This is a genomic window from Streptomyces sp. NPDC054849 (genome assembly GCF_053610945.1).
The window spans coordinates 20,874-43,661 of record NZ_JBSGZI010000069.1; the positions used below are offsets into that span (position 1 = coordinate 20,874).

General features: G+C 70.8%; 25 protein-coding genes. 14 read left to right on the top strand and 11 right to left on the bottom strand.

Features of this window, described 5'->3' with window-relative positions:
- Positions 1-54 precede the first annotated feature (54 nt).
- The 3 genes from ACWGIF_RS25800 to ACWGIF_RS25810 all read left to right on the top strand — a co-directional run bounded on the left by ACWGIF_RS25800 (position 55) and on the right by ACWGIF_RS25810 (position 3,103).
- Complete coding sequence (locus ACWGIF_RS25800) at positions 55-1,167, top strand: threonine synthase (RefSeq protein WP_453500884.1); 1,113 nt, start codon at positions 55-57, stop codon at positions 1,165-1,167.
- Between the two features lie 134 nt (positions 1,168-1,301).
- Positions 1,302-2,120 (top strand): isocitrate lyase/PEP mutase family protein, encoded by an 819-nt coding sequence (locus ACWGIF_RS25805; RefSeq protein WP_453500885.1) that lies wholly within the window; start codon positions 1,302-1,304, stop codon positions 2,118-2,120.
- Positions 2,121-2,164: 44 nt separating this feature from the next.
- Positions 2,165-3,103 (top strand): EamA family transporter, encoded by a 939-nt coding sequence (locus ACWGIF_RS25810; protein WP_453500886.1) that lies wholly within the window; start codon positions 2,165-2,167, stop codon positions 3,101-3,103.
- A 193-nt stretch (positions 3,104-3,296) separates the two neighbouring features.
- Here the strand turns inward: ACWGIF_RS25810 and ACWGIF_RS25815 are convergent, their stop codons facing one another.
- From ACWGIF_RS25815 to ACWGIF_RS25830, 4 genes are all read right to left on the bottom strand, one after another.
- The gene (locus tag ACWGIF_RS25815) at positions 3,297-4,088 is read right to left on the bottom strand and encodes a trypsin-like serine peptidase (protein WP_453500887.1); all 792 of its coding nucleotides are present in this window, start codon (positions 4,086-4,088) and stop codon (positions 3,297-3,299) included.
- On the bottom strand, positions 4,085-5,176 hold the full coding sequence (locus ACWGIF_RS25820; RefSeq protein WP_453500888.1) for an alpha/beta hydrolase: 1,092 nt from the start codon (positions 5,174-5,176) through the stop codon (positions 4,085-4,087). Before ACWGIF_RS25820 ends, ACWGIF_RS25815 begins: the two co-directional genes overlap by 4 nt.
- A gap of 272 nt (positions 5,177-5,448) precedes the next feature.
- Complete coding sequence (locus tag ACWGIF_RS25825; protein ID WP_453500890.1) at positions 5,449-6,738, bottom strand: alpha/beta hydrolase; 1,290 nt, start codon at positions 6,736-6,738, stop codon at positions 5,449-5,451.
- Between the two features lie 230 nt (positions 6,739-6,968).
- Positions 6,969-7,406, bottom strand: coding sequence for a MarR family winged helix-turn-helix transcriptional regulator (locus ACWGIF_RS25830; RefSeq protein WP_453500891.1), 438 nt, complete (start codon positions 7,404-7,406; stop codon positions 6,969-6,971).
- Between the two features lie 143 nt (positions 7,407-7,549).
- Between ACWGIF_RS25830 and ACWGIF_RS25835 the strand changes: the two genes are divergently transcribed.
- Positions 7,550-8,560, top strand: coding sequence for an SMP-30/gluconolactonase/LRE family protein (locus tag ACWGIF_RS25835; protein ID WP_453500893.1), 1,011 nt, complete (start codon positions 7,550-7,552; stop codon positions 8,558-8,560).
- Positions 8,561-8,751: 191 nt separating this feature from the next.
- On the opposite strand, the gene ACWGIF_RS25840 is transcribed toward ACWGIF_RS25835, so the two are convergent.
- On the bottom strand, positions 8,752-9,324 hold the full coding sequence (locus tag ACWGIF_RS25840; RefSeq protein WP_453500895.1) for a hypothetical protein: 573 nt from the start codon (positions 9,322-9,324) through the stop codon (positions 8,752-8,754).
- Positions 9,321-9,698 (bottom strand): PadR family transcriptional regulator, encoded by a 378-nt coding sequence (locus ACWGIF_RS25845; protein ID WP_453500897.1) that lies wholly within the window; start codon positions 9,696-9,698, stop codon positions 9,321-9,323. Before ACWGIF_RS25845 ends, ACWGIF_RS25840 begins: the two co-directional genes overlap by 4 nt.
- Before the next feature lie 177 nt (positions 9,699-9,875).
- Here ACWGIF_RS25845 and ACWGIF_RS25850 point away from each other — a divergent pair, with 177 nt between their 5' ends.
- From ACWGIF_RS25850 to ACWGIF_RS25870, 5 genes are all read left to right on the top strand, one after another.
- Complete coding sequence (locus tag ACWGIF_RS25850; RefSeq protein WP_453500899.1) at positions 9,876-11,000, top strand: hypothetical protein; 1,125 nt, start codon at positions 9,876-9,878, stop codon at positions 10,998-11,000.
- A gap of 127 nt (positions 11,001-11,127) precedes the next feature.
- Positions 11,128-11,271 (top strand): hypothetical protein, encoded by a 144-nt coding sequence (locus tag ACWGIF_RS25855; RefSeq protein WP_453500900.1) that lies wholly within the window; start codon positions 11,128-11,130, stop codon positions 11,269-11,271.
- A gap of 164 nt (positions 11,272-11,435) precedes the next feature.
- A complete protein-coding gene (locus tag ACWGIF_RS25860) occupies positions 11,436-11,747 on the top strand; it encodes a hypothetical protein (protein WP_453500901.1) in 312 nt (103 codons plus the stop codon).
- Between the two features lie 345 nt (positions 11,748-12,092).
- Positions 12,093-12,362 carry a type II toxin-antitoxin system Phd/YefM family antitoxin gene (locus ACWGIF_RS25865; RefSeq protein ID WP_030774626.1) on the top strand — a complete coding sequence of 90 codons (270 nt, stop codon included), beginning with the start codon at positions 12,093-12,095 and terminating at the stop codon, positions 12,360-12,362.
- Positions 12,355-12,618 carry a type II toxin-antitoxin system RelE family toxin gene (locus tag ACWGIF_RS25870; RefSeq protein ID WP_453500902.1) on the top strand — a complete coding sequence of 88 codons (264 nt, stop codon included), beginning with the start codon at positions 12,355-12,357 and terminating at the stop codon, positions 12,616-12,618. Before ACWGIF_RS25865 ends, ACWGIF_RS25870 begins: the two co-directional genes overlap by 8 nt.
- Positions 12,619-12,846: 228 nt before the next feature.
- Here the strand turns inward: ACWGIF_RS25870 and ACWGIF_RS25875 are convergent, their stop codons facing one another.
- The 3 genes from ACWGIF_RS25875 to ychF all read right to left on the bottom strand — a co-directional run bounded on the left by ACWGIF_RS25875 (position 12,847) and on the right by ychF (position 16,246).
- Positions 12,847-13,302: a hypothetical protein gene (locus ACWGIF_RS25875; RefSeq protein ID WP_453500904.1), complete on the bottom strand. Its 456-nt coding sequence runs from the start codon at positions 13,300-13,302 to the stop codon at positions 12,847-12,849.
- Between the two features lie 14 nt (positions 13,303-13,316).
- A complete protein-coding gene (locus tag ACWGIF_RS25880) occupies positions 13,317-14,957 on the bottom strand; it encodes a restriction endonuclease fold toxin-2 domain-containing protein (RefSeq protein ID WP_453500905.1) in 1,641 nt (546 codons plus the stop codon).
- A 200-nt stretch (positions 14,958-15,157) separates the two neighbouring features.
- Positions 15,158-16,246 (bottom strand): redox-regulated ATPase YchF, encoded by a 1,089-nt coding sequence (gene ychF, locus ACWGIF_RS25885; protein ID WP_453500907.1) that lies wholly within the window; start codon positions 16,244-16,246, stop codon positions 15,158-15,160.
- 258 nt (positions 16,247-16,504) lie between these two features.
- Between ychF and ACWGIF_RS25890 the strand changes: the two genes are divergently transcribed.
- Entirely contained in the window at positions 16,505-16,897 is a 393-nt protein-coding gene (locus ACWGIF_RS25890) for a DUF6542 domain-containing protein (protein WP_453500908.1), read from the top strand.
- A gap of 208 nt (positions 16,898-17,105) precedes the next feature.
- Here the strand turns inward: ACWGIF_RS25890 and ppgK are convergent, their stop codons facing one another.
- Together ppgK and ACWGIF_RS25900 are read right to left on the bottom strand one after the other, a co-directional pair.
- Complete coding sequence (gene ppgK, locus ACWGIF_RS25895; RefSeq protein ID WP_453500910.1) at positions 17,106-17,843, bottom strand: polyphosphate--glucose phosphotransferase; 738 nt, start codon at positions 17,841-17,843, stop codon at positions 17,106-17,108.
- 21 nt (positions 17,844-17,864) lie between these two features.
- Positions 17,865-18,869: a 4-hydroxy-3-methylbut-2-enyl diphosphate reductase gene (locus ACWGIF_RS25900; protein WP_453500912.1), complete on the bottom strand. Its 1,005-nt coding sequence runs from the start codon at positions 18,867-18,869 to the stop codon at positions 17,865-17,867.
- An 86-nt stretch (positions 18,870-18,955) separates the two neighbouring features.
- Between ACWGIF_RS25900 and ACWGIF_RS25905 the strand changes: the two genes are divergently transcribed.
- The 4 genes from ACWGIF_RS25905 (at position 18,956) to ACWGIF_RS25920 (ending at position 22,735) form a co-directional block, all read left to right on the top strand.
- Complete coding sequence (locus ACWGIF_RS25905; protein ID WP_453500914.1) at positions 18,956-20,497, top strand: APC family permease; 1,542 nt, start codon at positions 18,956-18,958, stop codon at positions 20,495-20,497.
- A 33-nt stretch (positions 20,498-20,530) separates the two neighbouring features.
- The gene (gene xseA / locus ACWGIF_RS25910) at positions 20,531-21,775 is read left to right on the top strand and encodes an exodeoxyribonuclease VII large subunit (protein WP_453500915.1); all 1,245 of its coding nucleotides are present in this window, start codon (positions 20,531-20,533) and stop codon (positions 21,773-21,775) included.
- Between the two features lie 54 nt (positions 21,776-21,829).
- A complete protein-coding gene (locus tag ACWGIF_RS25915; RefSeq protein WP_319723379.1) occupies positions 21,830-22,048 on the top strand; it encodes an exodeoxyribonuclease VII small subunit in 219 nt (72 codons plus the stop codon).
- 96 nt (positions 22,049-22,144) lie between these two features.
- Positions 22,145-22,735, top strand: a complete 591-nt coding sequence (locus tag ACWGIF_RS25920; RefSeq protein WP_453500917.1) for a malonic semialdehyde reductase — start codon at positions 22,145-22,147, stop codon at positions 22,733-22,735.
- The last annotated feature ends 53 nt before the right edge of the window (positions 22,736-22,788 follow it).

Sequence of the window (22,788 nt, forward strand, 5' to 3'; positions counted from 1 at the left end):
ACGCGTAACATCCGTGCCGTACACCAGCCATGAAAGAGCAAAGGCGCTCCGCACATGACGCACGCACCCCCCGGTTACGTCTGTTCAGAGGACGGTACACGCGCGGACGTCCGCACTGCTCCTTGGGGGTGCCCTGTCTGCGGCGGACCCTGGGACCTCGATTTCACGCCGGACCCGGCCGCGGCGCTGGAACCGGCCGCCGGGCCGAATTCGCTGTGGCGGTACGGGTCCGTGCTGCCTCTGCCTGGGGCGTTCTCCGTCTCCCTCGCGGAGGGGCACACTCCGCTGATTCCGCTGGCGGAGCGGGTTCACGCCAAGCTCGACTTCCTGATGCCGACGCTGTCGTTCAAGGACCGGGGCGCCGTGATGCTCGTGGAGCTGGCCCGGCGGCTCGCTCCGGAGCGCGTCGTGGCGGACAGCAGCGGCAACGCCGGGACGTCGGTGGCGGCGTACTGCGCACGGGCCGGGCTGCGCTGTGAAATCTTCGTACCCGAGGGCACGTCGGAGAAGAAAACCGAACAGATGCGGGCACACGGGGCGGCGGTCCGCGTGGTACCGGGCGGCCGCGAGGCGGCGGCCCGGGCCGCGCGCACGGAGGCGGACTCGCCCGGGGTCTTCTACGCGAGCCACGTCTTCAACCCCTACTTCCTGCACGGGACCAAGACGTACGTGTACGAGGTGTGGGAGGAACTGGGCGGCCGGCTGCCGGAGGTGCTGGTGGTCCCGGTGGGCAACGGCACGCTGCTGCTCGGGGCCGCGCTGGCCGTGGAGGAGCTGGCCCGGCGCGGGGTCAAGCCGCCGGTGCTGATCGCGGTCCAGGCGGAGGCGGTGGCTCCGCTGGCCACGGCGTTCGCCGCCGGGGCCGAGGATGCGGAGCCGGTCGCCCAACGGCCCACCCTGGCCGAGGGGATCGCGATCCCGGCGCCGCCGCGTGCCCGGCAGATCCTGGCCGCGGTCCGCAAGTCCGGCGGCACGTTCCTGACGGTCCCGGACGAGCGGCTGCGCGAGGCCCAGCGGGACCTGGCCCGCCGCGGCCTCTTCGTGGAACCGACGGCCGCGGCCTGCTGGGCGGCGGTGGGCCCGTCGTCCCCGACCGACCCCTTGCAGGGCCGCACGGCCGTCATCCCCCTGTGCGGCGCGGGCGCGAAGACGGGCCTGACCCCGTAACCGAGTGCGGGGTCCGGGGCGGAGCCCCGGTGTTTGCGGCCTAGCCCCGGCAGTGGCGCGGCCCGACTCCGCACCCCCACCTGCATGTCGGAAATCCGCGAGCCCAAACCCGCGCCGTCTGGTGAACTGGCCCCATGACCACCACCCTTGACCTCACCGCCAAAGCCACGGCATTCGCGGCCCTGCACACCCCCTCCGCCCCCCTCGCCCTCGCCAACGCCTGGGACGTCGCCAGCGCCCGCATCGTCGAGGCCGCCGGCGCCCCCGCCGTTGCCACCACCAGCGCCGGCGTCGCCTGGTCCCTCGGCTCCCCCGACGGCGACGCGCTCGCCCGCGACCGGGCCCTCGACCTGATCGCCCGCGTGGCCGCCGCCGTCTCCGTCCCCGTCACCGCCGACATCGAGGGCGGCTTCGGCGCCGACCCGGCCGCCGTCGGCGAGACCGTCACCGGGGTCCTCGCCGCCGGCGCGGTCGGCGTCAACATCGAGGACGGCAGCCGCGACCCCGCCGAGCAGGTCGAGCGCCTGGCCGCGGCCCGCGCCGCGGCCGACGCCGCAGGGGTCCCGCTCTACATCAACGCCCGCCTCGACACGTACCTCAGGGGCATCGGCGACCCCGCCACCCGCCTCGATGAGACCCTGACCCGCGCCGCCGCCTACCTGCGGGCGGGAGCCACCGGCATCTTCGTGCCCGGCGTCGTCGACGCGGACACGGTCGCCGAGCTCGCCAAGGGCATCGACGCCCCTCTCAACATCCTCCTCGGCCCCGGAGCCCCGCCCGTGTCCGCGTTCGGCGCCCTCGGCGTGTCCCGCGTCAGCCTCGGCTCCTGGGTCGCCGAAGCCGCGTACGCCGTGGTCCGCCGCGCCGCCGAGGAGCTGATCTCCGACGGGACCTACGGCGCGCTCGCGCACTCCCTCCCGTACGGCGACCTGAACAACCTGCTCAAGGGCTGAGATACCCGGAAGCCTGCATGGGCCAACGACCATAGGATCCAGGCATGAGCACCTCAACTCCGGTGGACGGCAAGGCCACTGCCGCCCCGCGCGGCAGGATCAGCGGCGCGGTGTGGACCGCCCTCGCCCTCGTCTACGTCGTCTGGGGCTCGACCTACCTCGGCATCCGGATCGTCGTCGAGACCATGCCGCCCTTCCTCTCCGCCGGTGCCCGTTTCATCACCGCGGGCCTGCTGCTGGCCGCCGCCGTCGCCTGGCGGTACGGGCCCTCCGCGCTCAGGGCCACCCGTACACAGCTCGGCTCGGCGGCCCTGGTCGGCCTGCTGCTGATCCTCGGCGGCAACGGCCTGGTCGTCCTCGCCGAGACCTCGGTGCCGTCCGGCCTGGCCGCGCTGCTGGTGGCGGCGGTGCCGATGTGGGTCGTGGTGCTGAGGGCGAGCACCGGTGACCGGCCCCCGCTGCGCACGCTGGGCGGGGTGCTGGTCGGCCTGGCCGGGCTCGCCGTGCTGACCAGCCCCGGGCTCAGCGGCTCGGTGCGGCTGTCGGGGGTGCTGATGGTGGTCGCGGCGTCGGTGCTGTGGTCGCTCGGCTCGTTCTCGGCGTCGAAGCTGACGCTGCCGGGCAATCCGTTCACGGGCAGCGCGTACCAGATGCTCGCCGGCGGAGCGGCCGCGGTGGTCGTCGGGCTGCTGCGCGGCGAGCAGCGCGGCCTGGACCCGGCGGCCTTCTCCACCGCCTCCTGGCTGGCCCTCGGTTACCTGGTGCTCTTCGGCTCGCTCGTCGGTTTCACGGCGTACGTGTGGCTGCTGCAGGCCGCGCCGCTGTCGCTGGTGTCCACATACGCGTACGTCAATCCGGTCGTCGCCGTCGCGCTGGGCACGCTGATCCTCGACGAGGCCCTGACCTGGCCGATCGTGGTGGGCGGCGGGATCGTCGTGGCGGCGGTCGGGGTGATCGTCAGCACGGAGCGCCGGAAGAAGTGAACCCGGGACGGGCGGCCCCTCGGCTCGCACCGCCGCCTCAAGCCCCGCACCGCCGGCTCGAGCCCCGAGCCACCGCCTCAGGCCCGAGCCACAGTCTCAGGCCCCGACCCACCGTCTCAACCGCGCCCGCCGGCTCACCTCCACGCGGCCTGCTCTCGCCCGGCTCTCGCCCCGCTCAGCCCCGCGCGGCCGCTCAGCCCCGCGCGGCCCGCTCGTACAGCGCCTTCGCGTGCTCGTCGAACAGCGCGGCCGTGGAGTCCACGTCCGTGTCCCCGCCGCTCAGTACGCCGATCAGCCGCCCGGCGTGCTCCGGCCCGCCCCGGTCGGCGATCCAGGGGCTGCCACTGGTCCCCGTCCAGAATCCGGCGCAGCCCATGTAGAGCATGTCGGGGTCGTCCTCGTCGTGGCGGGTCTGCGTCGTGCAGGAGACGGGCTTGTTCTGCGGGTTGTGCTCGGACTCCGGGTAGCCGACGACGGTCACGTCCCGCTCGTACCCGGAGGTCCATTCGGGCTTCGGGGCCTCGGCGCGGCCGCCGACGGCGTCCTGGAGGCTGCGCCCGTCCTCGTCCGCCGCGATGGTGAGGAAGGCGAAGTCGGCTGTGTCCTCGCCCCACTTCGTCCAGCGGTCGTCCACATGGATCGAGCGGACCTTCCACACCCCCAGCGGCTGGGTGCCTGCGCCCTCGCCGGAGAAGGCCGGGGCGAAGGAGAGCTCGCCGATGGCCAGCCCGTCGTGGGCCACCTCACCCGGCTGCCCGTCCTCGCCGGCGGGGGCCACGCAGTGTGCGGCGGTGGCGACGACGTTGCCCTTCGGGCTGTCGACGACGCTCGCCGTGCACCAGTGCTCGCCGCCCGCCATGAGTACGCCGACGGTGGGGAAGGGGAGCACGGGCCGGTCACCCGGCGCCTTGACGAACGCGACGGCGCACACCGCCGCGATCCCCGCGGCGGCGGCCGCCGACGCCCCCTTCACCACCGTGCTCACTGCACGCCGGGGTCGGGTGTCGGTGCCTTCATCACCTTGCTGATCCACTCCAGGGAGCCCTCCCTCATGCCGCGCACGTAGGACTTTCCGTTGTGCTCACCATCCTGGATCACCTGCAGCCTGGTGTGCACGGGGCCCTTCCCGTACTCCTTCATGAACTTCTCGGCCTTCTCGCGGCCGGTCTCCGCGGTCCCGATCTGGAAGTTGACGTAGACGTCCGGGCCGCCCGCCTTGATCAGCTTCTCGGCGAGCCTCTCGGGGTTGTTCTCGGCCATGGCCTGCGTGTTCCCCTGCCACAGCGGGGAGTCGGGGACGATGTCGACCCCGCTCGCGATGGCCGCCTTGAACCGGTCGGGGTGCTTCAGGACGTGCTTGAAGGCGCCGAAGCCGCCCGAGGAGGAGCCCATGAAGGCCCAGCCGTCGCGGGAGGTGAAGGTGCGGAAATTGGCCTTCGTGAAATCCGGGACGTCATCGGCCATCCAGGTGCCCATCTTGGGCTGGCCGGGGATGTCCGAGCCGTCGAAGTGGTGCTTGGTGTCGCCGTTGATCACCGGCATGACGAGGATGAAGGGCAGGCTCGTGCCGGCCTTGACCCCGTCGCTCACGGCCTGCTGCAGGCCGAGGCCGGGGCCCGTCCCCCAGTAGTTCGTCGGGTACCCACGGCCACCGGGCAGGGAGATCAGGACCGGGAAGCCGCTCTTGGCGTACTTCGGGTCGTCGTACTCCTTGGGCACCCACACCCACACGTCGCCCGTGAACCCGGACTTCTTGCCCGTGAGGGTGGTCTTGGCGATCTGGGTGCCGTCGGGCAGCCGGTTGGTGCGGACGAACTCGGCCGCCGGCCCGGTGGGCATGCGCACCTCCGGCGGAACGTCGGCGGCGGTGGCGGCGGTGGCGGTCTTCTCCTGGACCTTCCCGAAGGCGACCGGATCCCCTATGTCGGAGAAGAGGCCGAACTTGTACGCCGCCGCGCCGCCCCCGGCGAGGGTGAGCGCGAGCCCGCCGCTGATGAGAAGCAGGCGCAGGCGGTGGGGGCGACGGCCGCCCTGGGTCATGGGGCTGCCGTCGCCTTGCTGGTCATGCTGCACGGTTTTGTCCCGTTCCTTCTCCGGCGCTCACCTCGGAGCGCGGGCCGGACCGATCGGTCCCCCTTACACCCCTTACAGAGGTGTGAACGACGGGATGGGTTGCCTGGGACCGGCGGGACGTGGCGAGCACCACGTGACGGCCGGCACACCTGCCGGGGCACGCCCGGTCTGGCCCGGCCCAAGCCCGCCCGGCCCGGTACGGCCCGGCACGCCCGGCCTGGCACGGTCAGGCCCCCGGCCTGGCACGGTCAGGCGCGCGCGCCGGTTCGCGGTCAGCCGGCGTCGGGCTTCGGAGCCTTCAGGACCTTGCTGATCCACTCCAGGGAGCCTTCCTTCATGCCCCGGACGTAGTGCCAGCCGTTGTGCTCGCCGTTCTGGATGTCGCGGATGGTCGTCTTGACGGGCCCCTTGCCGTACTGCTGCTGGAACTTCGTCATCCGCTCCTTCCCGCTCTCCTTCGTGCCGATCTGGAAGTTGATGTAGACCTCGGGGCCGTTGCCGTCGATCAGCTTCTTGGCGAGCTTTTCAGGGTTGTTCGCGTCCATCTCCGCCTGGTGGCCCTTCCAGAGCGGGGAGTCGGGGACGATCTCGCCGCCGCTGGCGATCACGGCCTTGAACTTGTCCGGGTGCTGCAGGACCGTCTTCATGCCGACGAACGCGCCGGAGGAGGAGCCCATGAAGGCCCATCCGTCACGGGACTTGTACGTGCGGAAGTTGGCCTTGGTGAAAGCCGGGACGTCCTCGGCGATCCACGTGCCCATCTTGGCCTGGCCGGGGATGTCGGAGCCGTCGTAGTAGAACTTGTTGTCCGGGTTGAGCACCGGCATGATCACGATGAACGGCAGGCTGGTACCGGCCTGGACGCCCTCGCTGATGGCCTTCTGGAGGCCGAGGCTGCGGTCGGACCAGTAGTTGGCCGGGAAGCCGTTGCCGCCGGGGAGCGCGATGAGCACCGGGAAGCCGCTCTTGGCGTACTTCGGGTCGTCGTACTCCTTGGGCGCCCACACCCACACGTCGCCCTCGAAGCCGGACTTCGCGCCCGCGAGGCGGGTCTTGGCGATGATCGTGCCGTCGTCGAGCTTGGTGGTCTGCTTGAAGTCGGACTTCGGGCCGGTCGGCATGAGCACGTCCGGGTCGCCGGAGGGCTTGGCCGCGGTCGACGGAGCACCCGGGTCGCTCTTCCCGCCGGCCGGGGGCGGGGTCTTGCCGAAGCTGACGGCCTCGCCGTTGCCGGAGAACCAGTCGAGCTTCCAGGCGGCGAAACCGCCACCGCCGAGCAGGAGCGCCAGGGCGAGGACCGCGCTGATCCATATTCGGCGCCGGGGCCGCTTGCCCTGCGGGGTCTCCGGGGCCGGGGGCTGCTCGCCGTAGTGCTGGTGCGGCGGCTGCGGCCGGCGCGGCGGCTCCCCCGGGTAGTCCCGGTAGTCCTGGTAGTCCGGATACTCCTGAGGGTGCTGCTGCTGATATTGCTGCTGCGGGTGGTTCGGGTGGTGGCCCTGGGGCGGGTACTCCTGGTACGACGGCTGGTCATCAGGCCGCGGGCGCTGCGGGTACTGGTGCACGGACTTCGCTCCGAACGGTCTTGACTGCCGCAAGGGCAGAACGGCTGGGCTCCCCTAGTCCTGATGCGCGAAACCCCCGCACAGTTCCAAATGCCAGCAAAAACATGAGGCGAAGCCCGGCGGAACGCGCGGGGCAGGCGCGGGGCAGGCACAGCAGGCACGGGGCAGCACAGGGCGGGCGCGGTGTCGGCACAGGGCAGGCGCGGTGTCGACACAGGGCGAAGACCGGGCTAGCGCTGGGCGTCGAGCACTTCCGCGCAGCGGCCGAGCAGCTGGATGAGCAGCTCCCGCTCCTCCCCGGTGAATGCGGCGGCGAGCGCCCGTTCCACCCGCACGGCGCCGGAATCCGCCAGCTCCATCACCGCGCGCCCCTCGTCCGTGAGCCGGGTCTCCAGCACGTTGCGGTGCCACTCGTGCGGGGTCCGCTCGATGAGTCCGCGCTCCTGGAGGTTCTTCAGCACGGTGTTCATGGTCGGCGGCGTCACCCCGCACAGCCGTGCGAGCGCGGCGGCGGAGATGCCGGGCTTCTCGGCCAGCCAGAGCAGCGCGGCGTACTGCGGAACCGTTACTGCGGCCGGCTTGCACGCGGCGTTCTTCGCCGCGAGAAGCGCCTGCTCAGCGCGCTTGAGGTGCGAGCCGATGCGCTCCTCGGGGGCCATGGACGTCATTCCCGCATCCTACGGCCCTTGCATGCATTAGAGCTCTAACATACATTCGCCTCCACCCGCACAGTAGAGGACACATGATGCTGCGCGCTGCGAAGAAGACGACGCACCCGAACACGACGCCGAGGACGAGGACGAACACGGTGATGACGAAGAAGAGGAAGCGGCTTCCGGCCCCCTCCTTGACGGCTGCCCTGACGGCGATCCTGACCGGCGCCCTCACCCTGGGAGCGGCCCCGGCACAGGCGAAGGCCCCGGCGGCCGACGCGCGGATATCCACGGCCTTCGCGATACCCGGCGCGAAGGTCTACCCCGAGGGCATAGCCACGGACCCGCGCACCCACAGCGTCTACGTCGGCTCGTACGCGGACGGCACCGTCTACCGGGCCCGCCCCGGCCGGCCCGAGGCGGAGGTGTTCCTGCCCGCCGGCACCGACGGCCGCCGCACGGCGAACGGCCTGCGGGTCGACGCCCTCGGCCGCCTGTGGGTCACGGACTCCACCACCGGCGTCGCGGTCTACGACACCGCCACCGGGGCCCGCCTGGCCCACTTCGAGGTGGCCGACGGTGCCCCGGCCCACTTCGTCAACGACCTGACCCTCACCCCGGACGGCGCCGCGTACCTGACGGACAGCATCCGCGGCGTGATCTACCGCGTAGGCCCGGAGCAGCTGGCCGCGGGCAGCGGCGTCCTGACCGAGGCCTACGACCTCACCCCGGCCCTGCGCCCGCGGCCGGCCGGCGCCTTCAACCTCAACGGCATCGTCTCCGACCGGGCGGGCCGCTACCTCCTCACCGTCGACATGACGGCGGGCGACCTCTACCGCGTCGACCTGCGCACGGGCGCCGTCCGCCGCGTCATCCTCACCGGAGGCGACCTGAAGGCCGCCGACGGCCTCGACCTCTCCCCCGACGGCACCCTGCGCGTGGCGCACAACGTCAGCAACACGCTGACCCGGTGGCGGCTCAGCGCGGACGGCACCCACGCCCGGCTCACCCGCACGATCACGGACTCGTCCCTGCAGATCCCCACGACCCTCGCCCACACCCGAGGCCGCACGCTGGTGGTCCGCTCCCAGTTCGACAAGGGCGGCCCCATGACCCCCGGAACCGGCACTCCCACCACGTTCACGGTCGCCGCGGTCCGCGGCCTCTGACCCCGGCGGCGACACCCCGGGCCCCGCCGGCCGTGCCCCGCAACGGCCGCAGGGCCGGCCCGGGCCCGGTACATACGCCCCGAGCCCGAACCCGAGCCCGGGCGTGGCGGCGGCGGGGGGCGGAGGCGGGGGCGGGGCCGGGGAATCACCTCAACGGGACGTCAATTCGCTCTCCACCTGAGCCGGACCAGTCAGCCGACCGACGCCCCATCGAGGCGGCTCCTCCTGGCACGCAGGTCTGCGACGGCGTACGGCAGGCCGGGCAGCAGCAGGAAGGGCGCGGCCCACAGCGGCAGGGTGAACAGCACCCCGTCGCCCGCCAGCCAGTCGGTGAGCGCCATCACGGGCAGGCCGACGAGGAGGGCCGCCCCCCAGGACTCGAGCAGGCCCATGCTCCCCCGCCGCAGCTCCCAGGTGACCGTGACCGCACCGAGGGCCACCCAGAAGGCGATCAAGCGGGCGGTCACCTCCAGCTGAGTGGTCCAGCGCGGCAGGTACGAGGCCAGCAGGACACTGCCGAGCACAAGGCTGGTCAGGCAGACCATGCGCAGCACGCGGCGGGAAAGGGGGGCGCGCGCCCGCGCCCAGGACGCGGCGAACCCCCGGACGTCCCGGCCGACGACGTCCTGCGCCGTGCGGCCGGCGGCCTCCGCGTCCTCCAGGTGCGCGGAGAGTTCGTCGAGCATCTCGCGCACGGACGCGTCATCGATCCCCCGGTACTCCCAGTTGCTGCGGCAGGCCGCGAGTATCTGCGCGTTCGTCATGGTGTGGCTTCCCTCGTGGATTCCGTGCCGGTCAGGATGCGGCCCACCTGCCCGGCGAAGGCCTGCCAGTCGGCCCGGCCGCCGCTCAGTTCGGTGTGCCCCGCCTCGGTCAGGCGGTAGTACTTACGCGGGGCGCCGCCACTGGGCGACGGGGCGCGGTACGAGGAGATGAGCCCCGCCCGCTCCATCCGGGCGAGCAGCGGATAGATGCTGCCGTCGCTGACCAGCTGCAGCCCGCCGCCGGCGAGCGCCTCCGCGAACTCGAAGCCGTATCGCGGCCGTTCGGCGATGAGCGACAGAAGACACAGGTCGAGCACCCCGCGCAGGAGCTGGCTGCGCCGTTGGTCACCGGTCGCGGGCAGTTCCTTTGTCATGCGGTACAAGATAGTCACCCACTACCTTGCACCGCAAGACACACCCCTTGAACCGCACCCGCAGCCGACCACCCCCAACCACCCACGCACCACGACCTGTTGAGCTAAGCCGCCCTCATCGGCGGCATGCGCGCGCCGGACTCCGGCCAAGGTGCATCTCCCGCACATGCCTCGGCCGTGACGGACAAGGGCCTCAGGCTCGCGCATGCCATCGTCGTTCCCTGTCAGGGGCCGGTGTGGGCGGGAGCGCACTCTGCCCTGGAGGCCGGGATGGTAAAGGACAGTGCGCGCAAGCGTGTCGTGCGAAACGCAGCTTCGCTGAGCGGTACCAAATACACCATCGCCCTGAGAGAACTCGAGGACCGGCGACACCGTTCGCCGTCCGTGGTGCACCCAGGTTCTCGCCAATACCTGCATCGGGAGCGCCGCAGGACTGCCTTGCTGCGCAGCAGCTACACGGGCGAGGATCACAGTGCCGCGATGGCGGGCGTCAAGAGCCGGGGTGACCTCGGCCTGGACTCCACCACTGCCCGGCAACAGGAATTCCGCGCCCTGCTGGCGCTCGCCCTCCTCAACAAGGGACGGATCGTCCCGGCGGGAATGCAGTGGGAGTGCAGCACGTTCAGCGCCTACGACCCCGTCATCTCGTCGCGTGAAGACGAGCTGGTCGTCACGGCGGCACGGGCCCCTGACAACATGACGGCGTGGATCCTGCCGAGGCGGTCGCCCGGTTGGCCGGTGCGCGTCCCGGGGCTACGTCTCGAATCGGTGTTCACCGCTGACCACGAGACCTACGTGCTGCGACACATGCCTACCGGGGGACGCCTCGTCATCACGTCGAGCCCCACAGGAGAAGTGCCGCCAGATGCCGAGCGCTCAGCATCCGCAAGGGACTACCTGACGGTTGACGACGAACTGACGCCCAGAGAGATCGACGCGCTCAGCACGGTACCCACCATGACCGGCGACGCCAGGCGGCTGCTGGCGAGCCTGGTGGCGCGCTACACGTTGGAAGACCCCGCAGGCCAGTGGGCCACCAGCTGGGACGGCGACCCTTTGGATCGTCCGGGAGACCTCCGAGAGGAACGCCTCCCCTTCCGAGAAGGCGTCCAGCGAAGGCTGTGGGGGGCGGGTGACCAATGGGAATTGCAGTGGACGGGCTATCCCTACCCAGAAGATCTGGCCACCGCCCTGACCGACCCGACGGTGGGGGTGAGCGGCGCCCGGCTCGGCCGACTCCGCCATGGGTACGAGGTGAGTCTGGGGGACGCCGTCCTCGAGCTGCGGTCCTGGAGGGCGTGACATGGAGTGGGGAGCATGGGGCGCTGCTTGTGCCGCACTCGTCGTGGGCGTACTGACGTGGTCGCAATCGCGCGCGTCGAACCGGCGGGCGGATTTCATTGCGATCACCGATCGAATGGATCGCGAATTGACGATCGAGCGAGAACAGCGAAGGCTCCTGGCCGGCTACGTCCTGGAGCTGCGCCGCTGGGCCAGGACCGCGGAATCGAGCAACCGCGTCGACCCGCCGCCGAGCCCTCCGGCAGAACTCGACCTGGCGCCCTGGCTGTAACCGGTACGCAGAGACCCGCAGGACTTGCGCGTGCCTGCGGAGTGGCTGCAGCCGTCGCACCGCAGGCTCCCCGGAGTCCTGGCAGCGCCTCCGAGCGGGGAGCATCCAGGGGTTAGGTCCGAATCCCGCAGCGCGCTGTTCGGCCCGCGGGCGAGACTGAGTGGGTGACCCGCCGCGGCACGGGAGCGACATCCCGGGCACCGCCCGCCTCGCATGAGCGGCTAGTAGCGGTACCGGGCCGCGAGCAGTGCGGCTGGCGCGGGAAGGTTCCCGGACTGGCCGGCATCTCCCTGCTCATCGATCGCGACCGCGGCAGAGCTGCCGTCGGCGCGCTCTACGCCGACCGCGACGCACTCGTGGCATCCCGTGGCGCCGTCGCAGCGGTCCGCGGAGAGGCCACGGCGAAGGCTCGCGCAACCACCCGCAGCCTCGAGGAATTCGAGGTGGTCCTCGCCACGGCGGTACCCCACGCCTGACCCTGCTTCCGGTTCCGCGATCGCGAGTCAGCACCAAGTCGGCATGCATGCAGAACGGGTCGAACTCGACGAGTCCGGCCCCTTCCTCATGCACGTTTGACCAAACCAAACACACCTGCGAAAACGCTGCGAAGGGCCGGCTCCGGGAGGAGTCGGCCCCTTCTGACCTGCATGCTTGCGCAGTTGGTCCATCGGCCGGGGGCGTGGCGTCGCACACGGGGCCCTGCGGGGGCCGCAGGGCCGCGGGATCTCTGTCCCCGGAATTAGCCACCCAATCGGCGGCTCATCCAACGAGTGCATGCAAACCGGATTGTGTACACATGGCACACTCGGTACCCTTGAGGCGTGACTCAGCCGCTGCCCATAGAGTCCATCCGCGACGTACGCGCTCACTTGGCCGAAGTCGTCGAACGGGCCGACCGCGACGACGTGCCCACTGTCATCACCCGTCGCGGCAAGCAGGTCGCCGCCGTGGTGTCGATCGAGGTCCTGCGCAAGTACCAGGAGTGGGAAGAGCGCGAGATCAACCGCATCATCGACGAGCGCATGGCGAGCCCGGCCGTCGGCGTCCCGATCGAGGACGTGATGAGGGAGACACTGGCACGCAGTGAGTGACTACCGCACGGCGTTCCGGCCCGAGGCTCAGGCCGAGCTGCGCAAGATCCCGCGTGACATGGCACTTCGCATCCTGGCCAAACTGACAGAGCTGGAGACCGACCCCTTCGGCTTCAACACCACCGCACTCGTATCCCAGCCTGAGCGCCGCCGCCTACGGGTCGGCGACTACCGTGTCGACTACACGATCGACAACGGGGAGCTTGTGGTGTGGGTCGTACACGTCGGACACCGCTCCACGGTCTACGACACGTAGCTGCTCCAGGTTCTGCGGACTGCTGCGGACAGCACAACGGCCTGACCTGCCTTCTCGCAGGTCAGGCCGTTATTCACGTCCAATCAGACGTTGAAGCGGAATGCCTGCCAACCAATCCTGACCTGCGACGGAACCACATACAGCGCCCTGACCAGGCACTCCTCCGTTGAAGTGCGTTAAGTCCCGACGGTCGGTTACGGGAGTCCTGCGGACTGTCTGCGGACTGGCCTACGGGGTCTCGACGGAGTCGAGGTGCCTGCGCAGCTCCGCCGCGATCTCGTCGTCGCCACCCTCGGCCGACAGCGGCCACGGGTCCAGATCGCCATTCGCCACAGCGAGGCTGCTCGCGAACCAGACGAGGTGCGGTGCGGGCACGAAGAAGTCCCGGAGCCACCGGGCGAAGACAGCGGCTTCGCCCGCGGTCACGTCGGTCAGAGTGATGTAGGCATAGTCGGGCTTGGGCACCGACGCCGTCCCGTCGATCCATACGCCAGGCGCCAGCTCGATCTCAAAATCGAGGACGGGGACGCTGTGGATCCCCGACATCCGATACTCCACGACCGGCTCGGGGAACGCCTCCCTCAGAGCCCTCTCCAGAGACTCGGCCGTGGCGCGCCAAGCTCCGCCGTCGCCCTGGGGCGGGTAGAAGGCGAAATTGGTTCGGATATTCCGTTCAGTGGGCACGGTCTTCCTCTGTCTCACGGCACGTATCGCGTCGAGCCCGGCGTACCCGACATCGCCATCATGGACTGCCAGTAGGCAGCGTTGTCCTTGCCGTTCGTGACGATCTCCAGCCCCCGTATCTCGCTGTTCGCGGGGTTCTCCATGGCCTGCTTGTAACGGACGAGCTCCTTCTCGTCACCGGCGTACATGGAGTCGATGACGGGATCCCAAGCGATCTTTCCCTGCGAGTCCACCTTGACCGGTTTGGTCAAAGTCTCTTCCAAGCGGTCAAGGGATCGGAAGCTCTTCTTCTTGCAGTCGGGATCACGAACGTGCTTAGCCTCGACGAGGTAACCGTCAACGGGCCGTATGCCGTCCACCATCAGTCCACGGTTCTTCCCGGCCAGTGGCACCTCCCGTTCCGGATACCCGGAAGTGCGCAGCTGGTAGGCGTTGTCCGGGGCGCTCGGGCCTCCGCCACCGGCGAAGCCGCCAGGCGTGAGCGAGTTCATCCACATACGGAATTGCTGCTGCTCTGGGGCGGTGAGCAGCTTGGTAGTGCCAGGAACCGGGGCGATGGGATCAGCGAACGGGATGCCGGGGTCGACAGAGTTGACCATCGGCAGGAGGGCAGGGGCCCCCGCGTACGACGCGAGCCTGATCGGCAAGGGAACGGGCACGCGAATGAGCGGGGGCAGGAACGGCACCCCGGGAATCCCGGGGGCCGCAGGGCCTCCTGCATCGGGGAGCGTGACTCGCGCTGCGGAAGAGTCGAGCGCGTGGGCGACGTCTCCCAGGTCGTGTATCCAAGAGTCGCCGAGAACGGCATCGTGTAGCCCGCCGTCGTAGCCGTTGCCTCCGAACATGGGCGTGTCCCAGGGCATGTCCACTTCGAACAGGTCGTTCTTGTGGTCCCGGATCTTCGCCTTGGCGGCGTCCACGTGATCGGCGTACCGAGCACATGCCTTCGCGAGCTGAGAGCACGCGGCCACCAGGTTCGTCACCAACGGTTCGTCCTGCTGCGCCTTTGCTGGCGGGCAGGTAAGACCCACACAGTGCTTGAAGTACGACTGGAAGGCATCCGCTGCCTCCCCCGAGTGCGCTTTGCTTGCGGTCGAGGCGTAGGTCTGGGCATCCTCCAGGAACCGCTGCAGGAGGGAACCAGCGTGCTGCCAGGACCTGGCGACGTCGCGGATCTTCTCCGGTGAACCACGGAACCTATCGCTACGTCCTCCCGGCGCGTACTGGTCGTACCAAGCGGTTTCGCCCACTACTCCGGGAAGCTCCTGCCCGAGGCCGAGGTAGCTCTCCGTGCAGTCGGCGCCCGGGTCACCCATGCCCACGGTCAGGTCGACCTGCTTCCCCAGGAACGCCGACGCCGTGCGGCTCTCCTGAGCCATGAATTCACGGGCATTACGCATCAGACCACGGCTCGTGGCCCCGAGGATGTAGGAGCTGAAGCCCATCTTGTCCAGAGTCGTGGACGCCGCCGGCCCGTAGACCTTGGCAAACGAGCGTCCGGCGTCGTCGTCGCCAGCCATCCCCTGCTGCCGCGCCAGCTCGTGCCCCAGCGCGATGGCGGTGTCCCGAGCCCCACGCATCGTCTCGATCAACCCCATGGAACCGCGGATCATGCCCTCCGCGATGAACTCCCAGTCAGGCGCAAGCCCACTCACGACGCCCCTCCCCACTGCAGACGTGAACGATCAAGCTAACGCACGAATACAGCGACGTCTGCGCGACATTGCGCCTACAGTTCGAAGGACTCAGCGGCGTACTGCTTCCCCCTCCGGCTCGACCCGTTCTGCGGACTGTTGCGGACAGCAGAACGGCCCGACCCGCATCCTCGCAGGTCAGGCCGCCTTTGGGTGCGCGATCAGACGTTGAAGCGGAACTCGACCACGTCGCCGTCCTGCATGACGTAGTCCTTGCCCTCCATGCGGGCCTTGCCCTTGGCGCGGGCCTCTGCGACCGAGCCGCAGGCGACCAGGTCCGCGAAGGAGATGACCTCGGCCTTGATGAAGCCGCGCTGGAAGTCGGTGTGGATCACGCCGGCCGCCTCGGGGGCGGTCGCGCCCTGCTTGATCGTCCAGGCGCGGGTTTCCTTCGGGCCGGCCGTCAGGTAGGTCTGCAGGCCCAGGGTGGCGAAGCCGACGCGGCCCAGGGTGGCCATGCCCGGCTCCTCCTGGCCGACCGACTGGAGAAGCTCGAGGGCCTCCTCGTCGTCCAGCTCGACGAGGTCCGCCTCCAGCTTGGCGTTGAGGAAGATCGCCTCGGCCGGGGCGACCAGGGCGGACTGCTCCGCCTTGAAGGCGTCGTCCGTCAGCTCGTCCTCGTCCACGTTGAAGACGTAGAGGAAGGGCTTCGTGGTGAGGAGGTGGAGCTCGTGGAGGAGGTCGCCCTGCTCCGTGCCCTTCGTGATCCCGCGGGAGAAGAGCGTGTGGCCCTCCTCGAGGATCTTCTGGGCCTTCTCGACGGCGGCCAGGACCGCGACCTTCTCCTTCTGGAGGCGGGACTCCTTCGTCAGGCGCGGCACCGCCTTCTCGATGGACTGGAGGTCCGCGAGGATCAGCTCGGTGTTGATCGTCTCGATGTCGTCCTTCGGCGAGACCTTGCCGTCGACGTGGACGACGTTCTCGTCCTTGAAGGCGCGGATGACCTGGCAGATGGCGTCCGACTCGCGGATGTTCGCGAGGAACTTGTTGCCCAGGCCCTCACCCTCCGAGGCGCCGCGCACGATGCCTGCGATGTCGACGAAGTCGACCGTCGCCGGGAGGACCCGCTGCGATCCGAAGATGCCCGCGAGGACGGCCAGGCGCTGGTCCGGGACGCCGACGACGCCGACGTTCGGCTCGATGGTGGCGAACGGGTAGTTGGCCGCCAGCACGTCGTTCTTGGTCAGGGCGTTGAACAGGGTCGACTTGCCGACATTCGGCAGACCGACGATTCCGATCGTGAGCGACACGTTGGCGACTTCCCGTAGCTGGAGGGGGCGGCGGCCCGGGAGTGGGCCGTCGGACAGTTTACTTTCCGCTGAGTGGCGGTGGATGTACGCGTGTCCAGGGCCCGATACGACGGCCTTCCCACCTAGTTTGGTGAGGTGGAGCAATACAGGACGCGACCGGCGCCTCACCCCCAGCGACCCCCCGCCCAGCGACGGGGCACGCGGGCCCCGGGGGTGCCCGCGCAGGGCCGCGGCCCGCGGCCCGGGATCGCGCGGCGCATGCCGCGACCCCGGCTGACCGGGCTCGGCGGCGGGCTGTTCTCGTGCGCGGCCATGGTGCTGGTCGCCGGGATCTGCTGGCTGCTCTTCGGCTCCTCGCTCTTCGTCTACGGGCTGCTCTTCCCGCCCGTGGCGGCCGCCACCGCGCTCTGGGTGCGGCCCGCCGACCTGATCACCGCGCCGATCAGCGTCCCCATCGCCTTCGCCGCCGGGGTGTGGCCCATCTCGGGCGGCTCCGGCGGTTTCGGCGGGCAGCTGATGGGGCTGGTGTCCGCGCTGTCCCTGCATGCGGGCTGGCTGTACGCGGGGACGCTCGTGGCGGCCCTGATCGCCGTCGTACGCAAGGCCGTGCTCATCGGCCGGCGGCGACTGCCGCGGCGCGTCACCCAGTGATCCGAACGGGCCCCGGCCCCTTCCCGGCCTGAGCCCGCTCCGCGCCGGCCGCTTCACCATCCCGGCCCTCCGCAGCGCCGGCCCTCCGCAGCGCCGGCCCTTTCCCGCGCCGGCCCGTCGCCGCGCCGCCCCGACGCCACACCAGCCCTCTTCCGCGCCGGGCCCTCCGCCCCGCCGCCGGCCCTATGCCGCGCCGGCCTGCGCCGCGCTACTCCTTCGCCGCCATCGCCGCTCCCACGATGCCGGCGTTGTTCTGGAGCTTCGCCGGGACGATCTCCGCCCGGACGCCCTCGATCAGGGGCAGGAACTTCTCCGGCTTGCGGCTGACGCCGCCGCCGATGATGAAGAGGTCCGGGGAGAACAGCATCTCCACGTGTGCGAGGTACTTCTGGACCCGGTGGGCCCACCGCTCCCACGTGAGGTCCCCGTCCTCCTTGGCCTTCACGGACGCGCGGGTCTCCGCATCATGGCCGTGCAGCTCCAGGTGCCCGAGCTCGCTGTTGGGGACCAGCCGGCCGTCCGTGAAGAGGGCGCTGCCGATGCCCGTCCCCAGGGTGAGCAGGATGACCGTGCCGTCCCGCCCGCGCCCGGCCCCGTACGTCATCTCCGCGACCCCCGCCGCGTCCGCGTCGTTCAGGACCGTGACCGGCAGGCCGCCCAGCTCGCGTGTGAGCAGCGCCGCCGCATCGGCGCCGACCCACGTCTTGTCCATGTTGGCCGCCGTCCGGGTGACGCCGCCCGTGACCACGCCCGGGAACGTGACCCCGACCGGGCCGTCCCAGCCGAAGTGGCGCACCACCTCGACGACGCAGCCGGCCACCCCGTCGGGGGTGGCCGGCTGCGGTGTCAGTACTTTGTGGCGCTCCTTTGCCAGGTCGCCGCGCTCCAGGTCAACGGGAGCGCCCTTGATTCCGGATCCGCCGATGTCCACGCCGAAGATCTGCATGGACACACCGTACGAAAGCGATTACTTGTCGGCGACCAGTTCCGCGGCCTCCGCGCGCAGGTCGCGACGCAGTTCCTTCGGCAGCGAGAAGACGATCGACTCCTCGGCGGTCTTGACGATCTCCACGTCGGCGTAGCCGCGCGCCGCGAGCCACTCCAGGACCTCCTCGACCAGGACCTCCGGCACCGAGGCGCCCGAGGTGAGGCCGACGGTGGTGACGCCCTCCAACCAGGCCTCGTCGATCTCGCTCGCGAAGTCGACCAGGTACGCGGCGCGCGCGCCCGCGTCGAGCGCGACCTCGACCAGCCGGATCGAGTTCGAGGAGTTCTTCGAGCCGACCACGATGACCAGGTCGGAGTCGGCGCCCATCGCCTTGACCGCGGCCTGCCGGTTGGAGGTGGCGTAGCAGATGTCGTCGCTCGGCGGCGAGACGAGGAGCGGGAACTTCTGCTTCAGCGCGTCGACCGTCTCCATCGTCTCGTCGACCGAGAGGGTGGTCTGCGACAGCCAGACGACCTTCGACTCGTCTCGCACCTGGACGGCCGCGACGTCGTCCGGGCCGTCGACGATCGTGATGTGGTCCGGGGCCTCGCCGGAGGTGCCGATGACCTCCTCGTGGCCCTCGTGGCCGATGAGGAGGATGTCGAAGTCCTCGTTCGCGTACCGGATGGCTTCCTTGTGCACCTTGGTGACCAGCGGGCAGGTCGCGTCGATCGTCGCGAGCTTGCCGCGCGCGGCCTCCTCGTGCACCACCGGCGCCACACCGTGCGCGGAGAACATCACGATGGAGCCCTCGGGGACCTCCTCCGTCCGCTCGACGAAGATGGCGCCCTTCTTCTCCAGCGTCTGGACGACGTACTTGTTGTGCACGATCTCGTGGCGGACATAGACCGGTGCACCGTACTGCTCAAGGGCTTTCTCGACGGCGATCACGGCTCGGTCCACGCCCGCGCAGTAGCCGCGGGGCGCGGCGAGCAGGACACGGCGGGAAGCAGGAGCGGGGGCGGGAGCAGTCATGGGCTCCATCGTACGGGGGTCTCCAGAAGGCCGGGCGTCGGCCGTACGGCACAGACTTGCCCGAAAGCCTGTCTCCCCTGTCGCCCGGAGGACGGATGGCGTCCGTGACGGATTCCAGTGAGGCGGGGCCCACGGCACTGCGGCGGAGCCTCGGCTTCCGGGATTTGGTCGTCTACGGGCTGTTGTTCATCGCGCCCATGGCCCCGGTGGGGGTCTTCGGCACCCTGGACGCCACATCGCACGGCGCCGTCGCCCTCGTCTACCTCGCCGCGACCGTCGCGATGGCCTTCACGGCCTTCTCCTACGCCCAGATGGTGCGGGTCGCCCCGCAGGCCGGCTCGGTCTTCACCTACGCCCGCAAGGGCCTGGGCGAGGGGCCCGGGCTGATCGCCGGGTGGATGGCGATGCTCGACTACCTGTTGATCCCGGCGGTCGCGTACCTCTTTTCGGGGATCGCGATGCACGCGCTGGTGCCGGAGGTCTCCCGGTGGGTGTGGACGGCTCTGGCGGTCGTGGTGACCACCCTGCTGAACCTGTGGGGTGTACGGGCGGCGGCGCGCGTCGGCTTCGCGGTGCTGGCCGTGGAGATGGTGGTCCTGCTCGTCTTCGTGGTCGCCGCGGTGACCGTCCTGGTCCGGGACGGGGCACGGCGCGGCTGGCTCTCTCCGCTGACCGGCGACGGCTCGGTCGGCTTCAGCGTCGCCGCGGTGCTGGGCGCGGTGTCGGTCGCGGTCCTCTCGTACCTCGGCTTCGACGCGATCGCCTCCTTCGCCGAGGAGGTGACGGGGGGATCGGAGCGTGTGGCGCGGGCGGTGCTGTCCTGCCTGGCACTGGCCGGGGCGCTGTTCATCGCCCAGAGCTTTCTGGCGGCGCTGCTCATGCCCGTGTCCGCTGCCGAGCTGGCGGCCGACCCGGTGCGGCAGGGGCCGGCCTTCTACCACGCGGTGGAGTCGTCGGTCGGCTCCTGGCTGCACGACCTGGTGGCGGTCAGCAAGGCGGTCGGGGCGGCCTTCGCGGCGCTGGCCGGGCAGGCGGCGGCCGGCCGGCTGGTGTTCGCGATGGCCCGGGAGCGGCGGCTGCCGCGGGCTCTCGCCCGGACCTCGGGCGGCACCCCGCGCCCCGCACTGCTGGTGGCGGCCACCGTGACACTGGTCGCCGCCGTGTGGGCGGCCCGGCGCGACGACGGGCTGGACCACCTGGTGTCCGTCGTGGACGTGGGGGCGCTGGTGGCCTTCACCCTGCTGCACGCGTCGGTGGTGGGCTGGTTCGTGGTCCGGCGGCGGGAGGGGGCGCCGAGCTGGTGGAAGCACCTGGTGCTGCCGGTGCTGGGCGCGGTGGTGACGGTCGCGGTGATCGTCGAGGCCTCGTGGGAGGCGCAGCTGGTGGGGGCGGTCTGGCTGACGGTGGGTCTGGGGGTGCTCTTCGCCCAGCGCGGGCGGCGCGGCTTGCACGAGGGGCCCGGCCAGGGCCCGTACGAGGGACCCGGCGACGGCCCGCACGAGGGACCCCGCGGCCCGCACGAAGGGCCCGGCGGCCCGCACGACGGAACCGGCGACGGCCCGCATGAGGGGCCCGGCGGTGTTGCGGCCCGGCCGCCCCGGACCCACGACGGGACCGACACCGGCGCCGGCGCCTGAGACGCTGTCAGTGGAGCCGGATAGCCTGCGTCCATGGGTCTGAATACGTCGGCCGAGGCGCCGCTGCCGGTAGGCCAGGTGTCCCGGCTCATCGGGGGCTGGATCGAGCGGCTCGGCCAGGTGTGGGTGGAGGGGCAGATCACCCAGCTCTCGCGGCGACCGGGGGCGGGGGTGGTCTTCCTGACGCTGCGCGACCCGTCGCACGACATCTCGGTCAGCGTGACCTGCTTCCGCCAGGTCTACGACGAGGTCGCGGACGTCGTCTCGGAGGGCGCGCGCGTCGTCCTGCTGGCCAAGCCCGAGTGGTACGCCCCGCGCGGCCAGCTGTCCCTGCGGGCCACGGAGATACGACCGGTCGGCATCGGGGAGCTCCTGGCGCGGCTGGAGCGGCTCAAGCGTTCCCTGGCCTCCGAGGGTCTCTTCGCGCTGGACCGCAAGAAGCCGCTGCCCTTCCTGCCGCAGCTGATCGGGCTGGTGGTGGGGCGGGCCTCGGCTGCCGAGCGGGACGTGCTGGAGAACGCCCGGCGGCGCTGGCCGGCGGTCCGCTTCGAGGTGCGCAACGTCGCCGTGCAGGGGGTGCACGCGGTGCCCCAGGTGGTCCGGGCGGTCAAGGAGCTCGACGCCCTGGACGAGGTCGACGTGATCATCGTGGCGCGCGGCGGCGGCAGCGTGGAGGACCTGCTGCCCTTCTCCGACGAGGAGGTCGTGCGGACGGTCGCGGCGGCCCGCACCCCGGTGGTGTCGGCGATCGGCCACGAGCCCGACTCCCCGCTGCTGGACCTGGTCGCGGACGTGCGGGCCTCCACACCCACGGACGCGGCGAAGAAGGTGGTCCCGGACGTGGGCGAGGAGCTGGAGCGCGTACGCCAGCTGCAGTCCCGGGGGCTGCGCGCGGTGACCGGGCTGCTCGACCGGGAGGAGCGGGGGCTCGCGCACGCCCTGGCCCGGCCGGTCTTCGTCCACCCCCAGCGGATGGTGGAGATGCGGGAGGACGAGCTGGACGCGCTGCTGGCGCGCAGCCGGCGCACGCTGGGGCACCTGCTGGACCGGGCGGACTCCGAGCTCGCCCACACCCTCGCCCGGGTGGTGGCGCTGTCCCCGGCCGCGACCCTGGAGCGGGGGTATGCCGTACTGCAGCGAGCCGACGGCCATGTGGTGCGCTCCCCGCAGGAGGTCTCGGCGGAAGAGGTGCTGCGCGCACGGGTGGCGGAGGGCACCTTCTCGGTACAGGTCGCCCCCGTGGAGGCCCCTTCCGCAGCGACGGTCGCTTCGGACTAGCGACAGACGGCCGCAATCAGCCGGCCGCACGACACACACAGGGTGGAAAAGGGAATGGCAGAGGCCGAGACGGCGCTGGGATACGAGCAGGCACGCGACGAGCTCATCGAGGTCGTCCGCAAGCTGGAGGCGGGCGGGACCTCGCTGGAGGACTCCCTCGCGCTCTGGGAGCGCGGCGAGGAGCTGGCGAAGGTGTGCAGGCACTGGCTGGAGGGGGCCCGGGCGCGGCTGGACTCGGCGCTGGCGGCGCGGGAGCCGGCCGAGGAGGAGTGATCCCGCTCACCACCGGAGCGGTTTAGTTGAAAATTCATCTATCTCGGCCGTAGAGTCGGTGACATCGCTTCACCTCCGCATGGAAGGCTTTTTTCGATGTCTCTCGTTCTCGACTCCGCCGCCCAGGACCTCCTGTTCCGCGAGGCCCGCACGGCCAACACGTTCTCCGACGAGCCGGTCACCGAGGAGCAGGTCCAGGCGATTTACGACCTGGTGAAGTACGGCCCCACCGCCTTCAACCAGACCCCGCTGCGCATCACCCTGGTCCGCTCCCCCGAGGCCCGCGAGCGCCTCGTACAGCACATGGCCGAGGGCAACCAGGCCAAGACCGCCACCGCGCCGCTGGTCGCGATCCTCTCCGCGGACAACGAGTTCCACGAGGAGCTCCCGCAGCTGCTGCCGCACTTCCCGCAGGCCAAGGACATGTTCTTCGCCGAGCGTCCGGTGCGCGAGCACTCCGCGCTGGTCAACGCCTCGCTGCAGGCCGCGTACTTCATCGTCGGCGTCCGCGCCGCCGGTCTGGCCGCGGGCCCGATGACCGGTCTGGACTTCGCCGGCCTCCAGAAGGAGTTCCTGGACGACGACCACACCCCGCTGATGGTCGTCAACATCGGCAAGCCGGGCGAGGACGCCTGGTTCCCGCGCTCCCCGCGCCTGGCGTTCGACGAGGTCGTCACCACCGTCTGAGCGCAGACCCGGCCCTCGGCCGGAATGCGTACGCGGAAAGGGCCGTGCGTTCC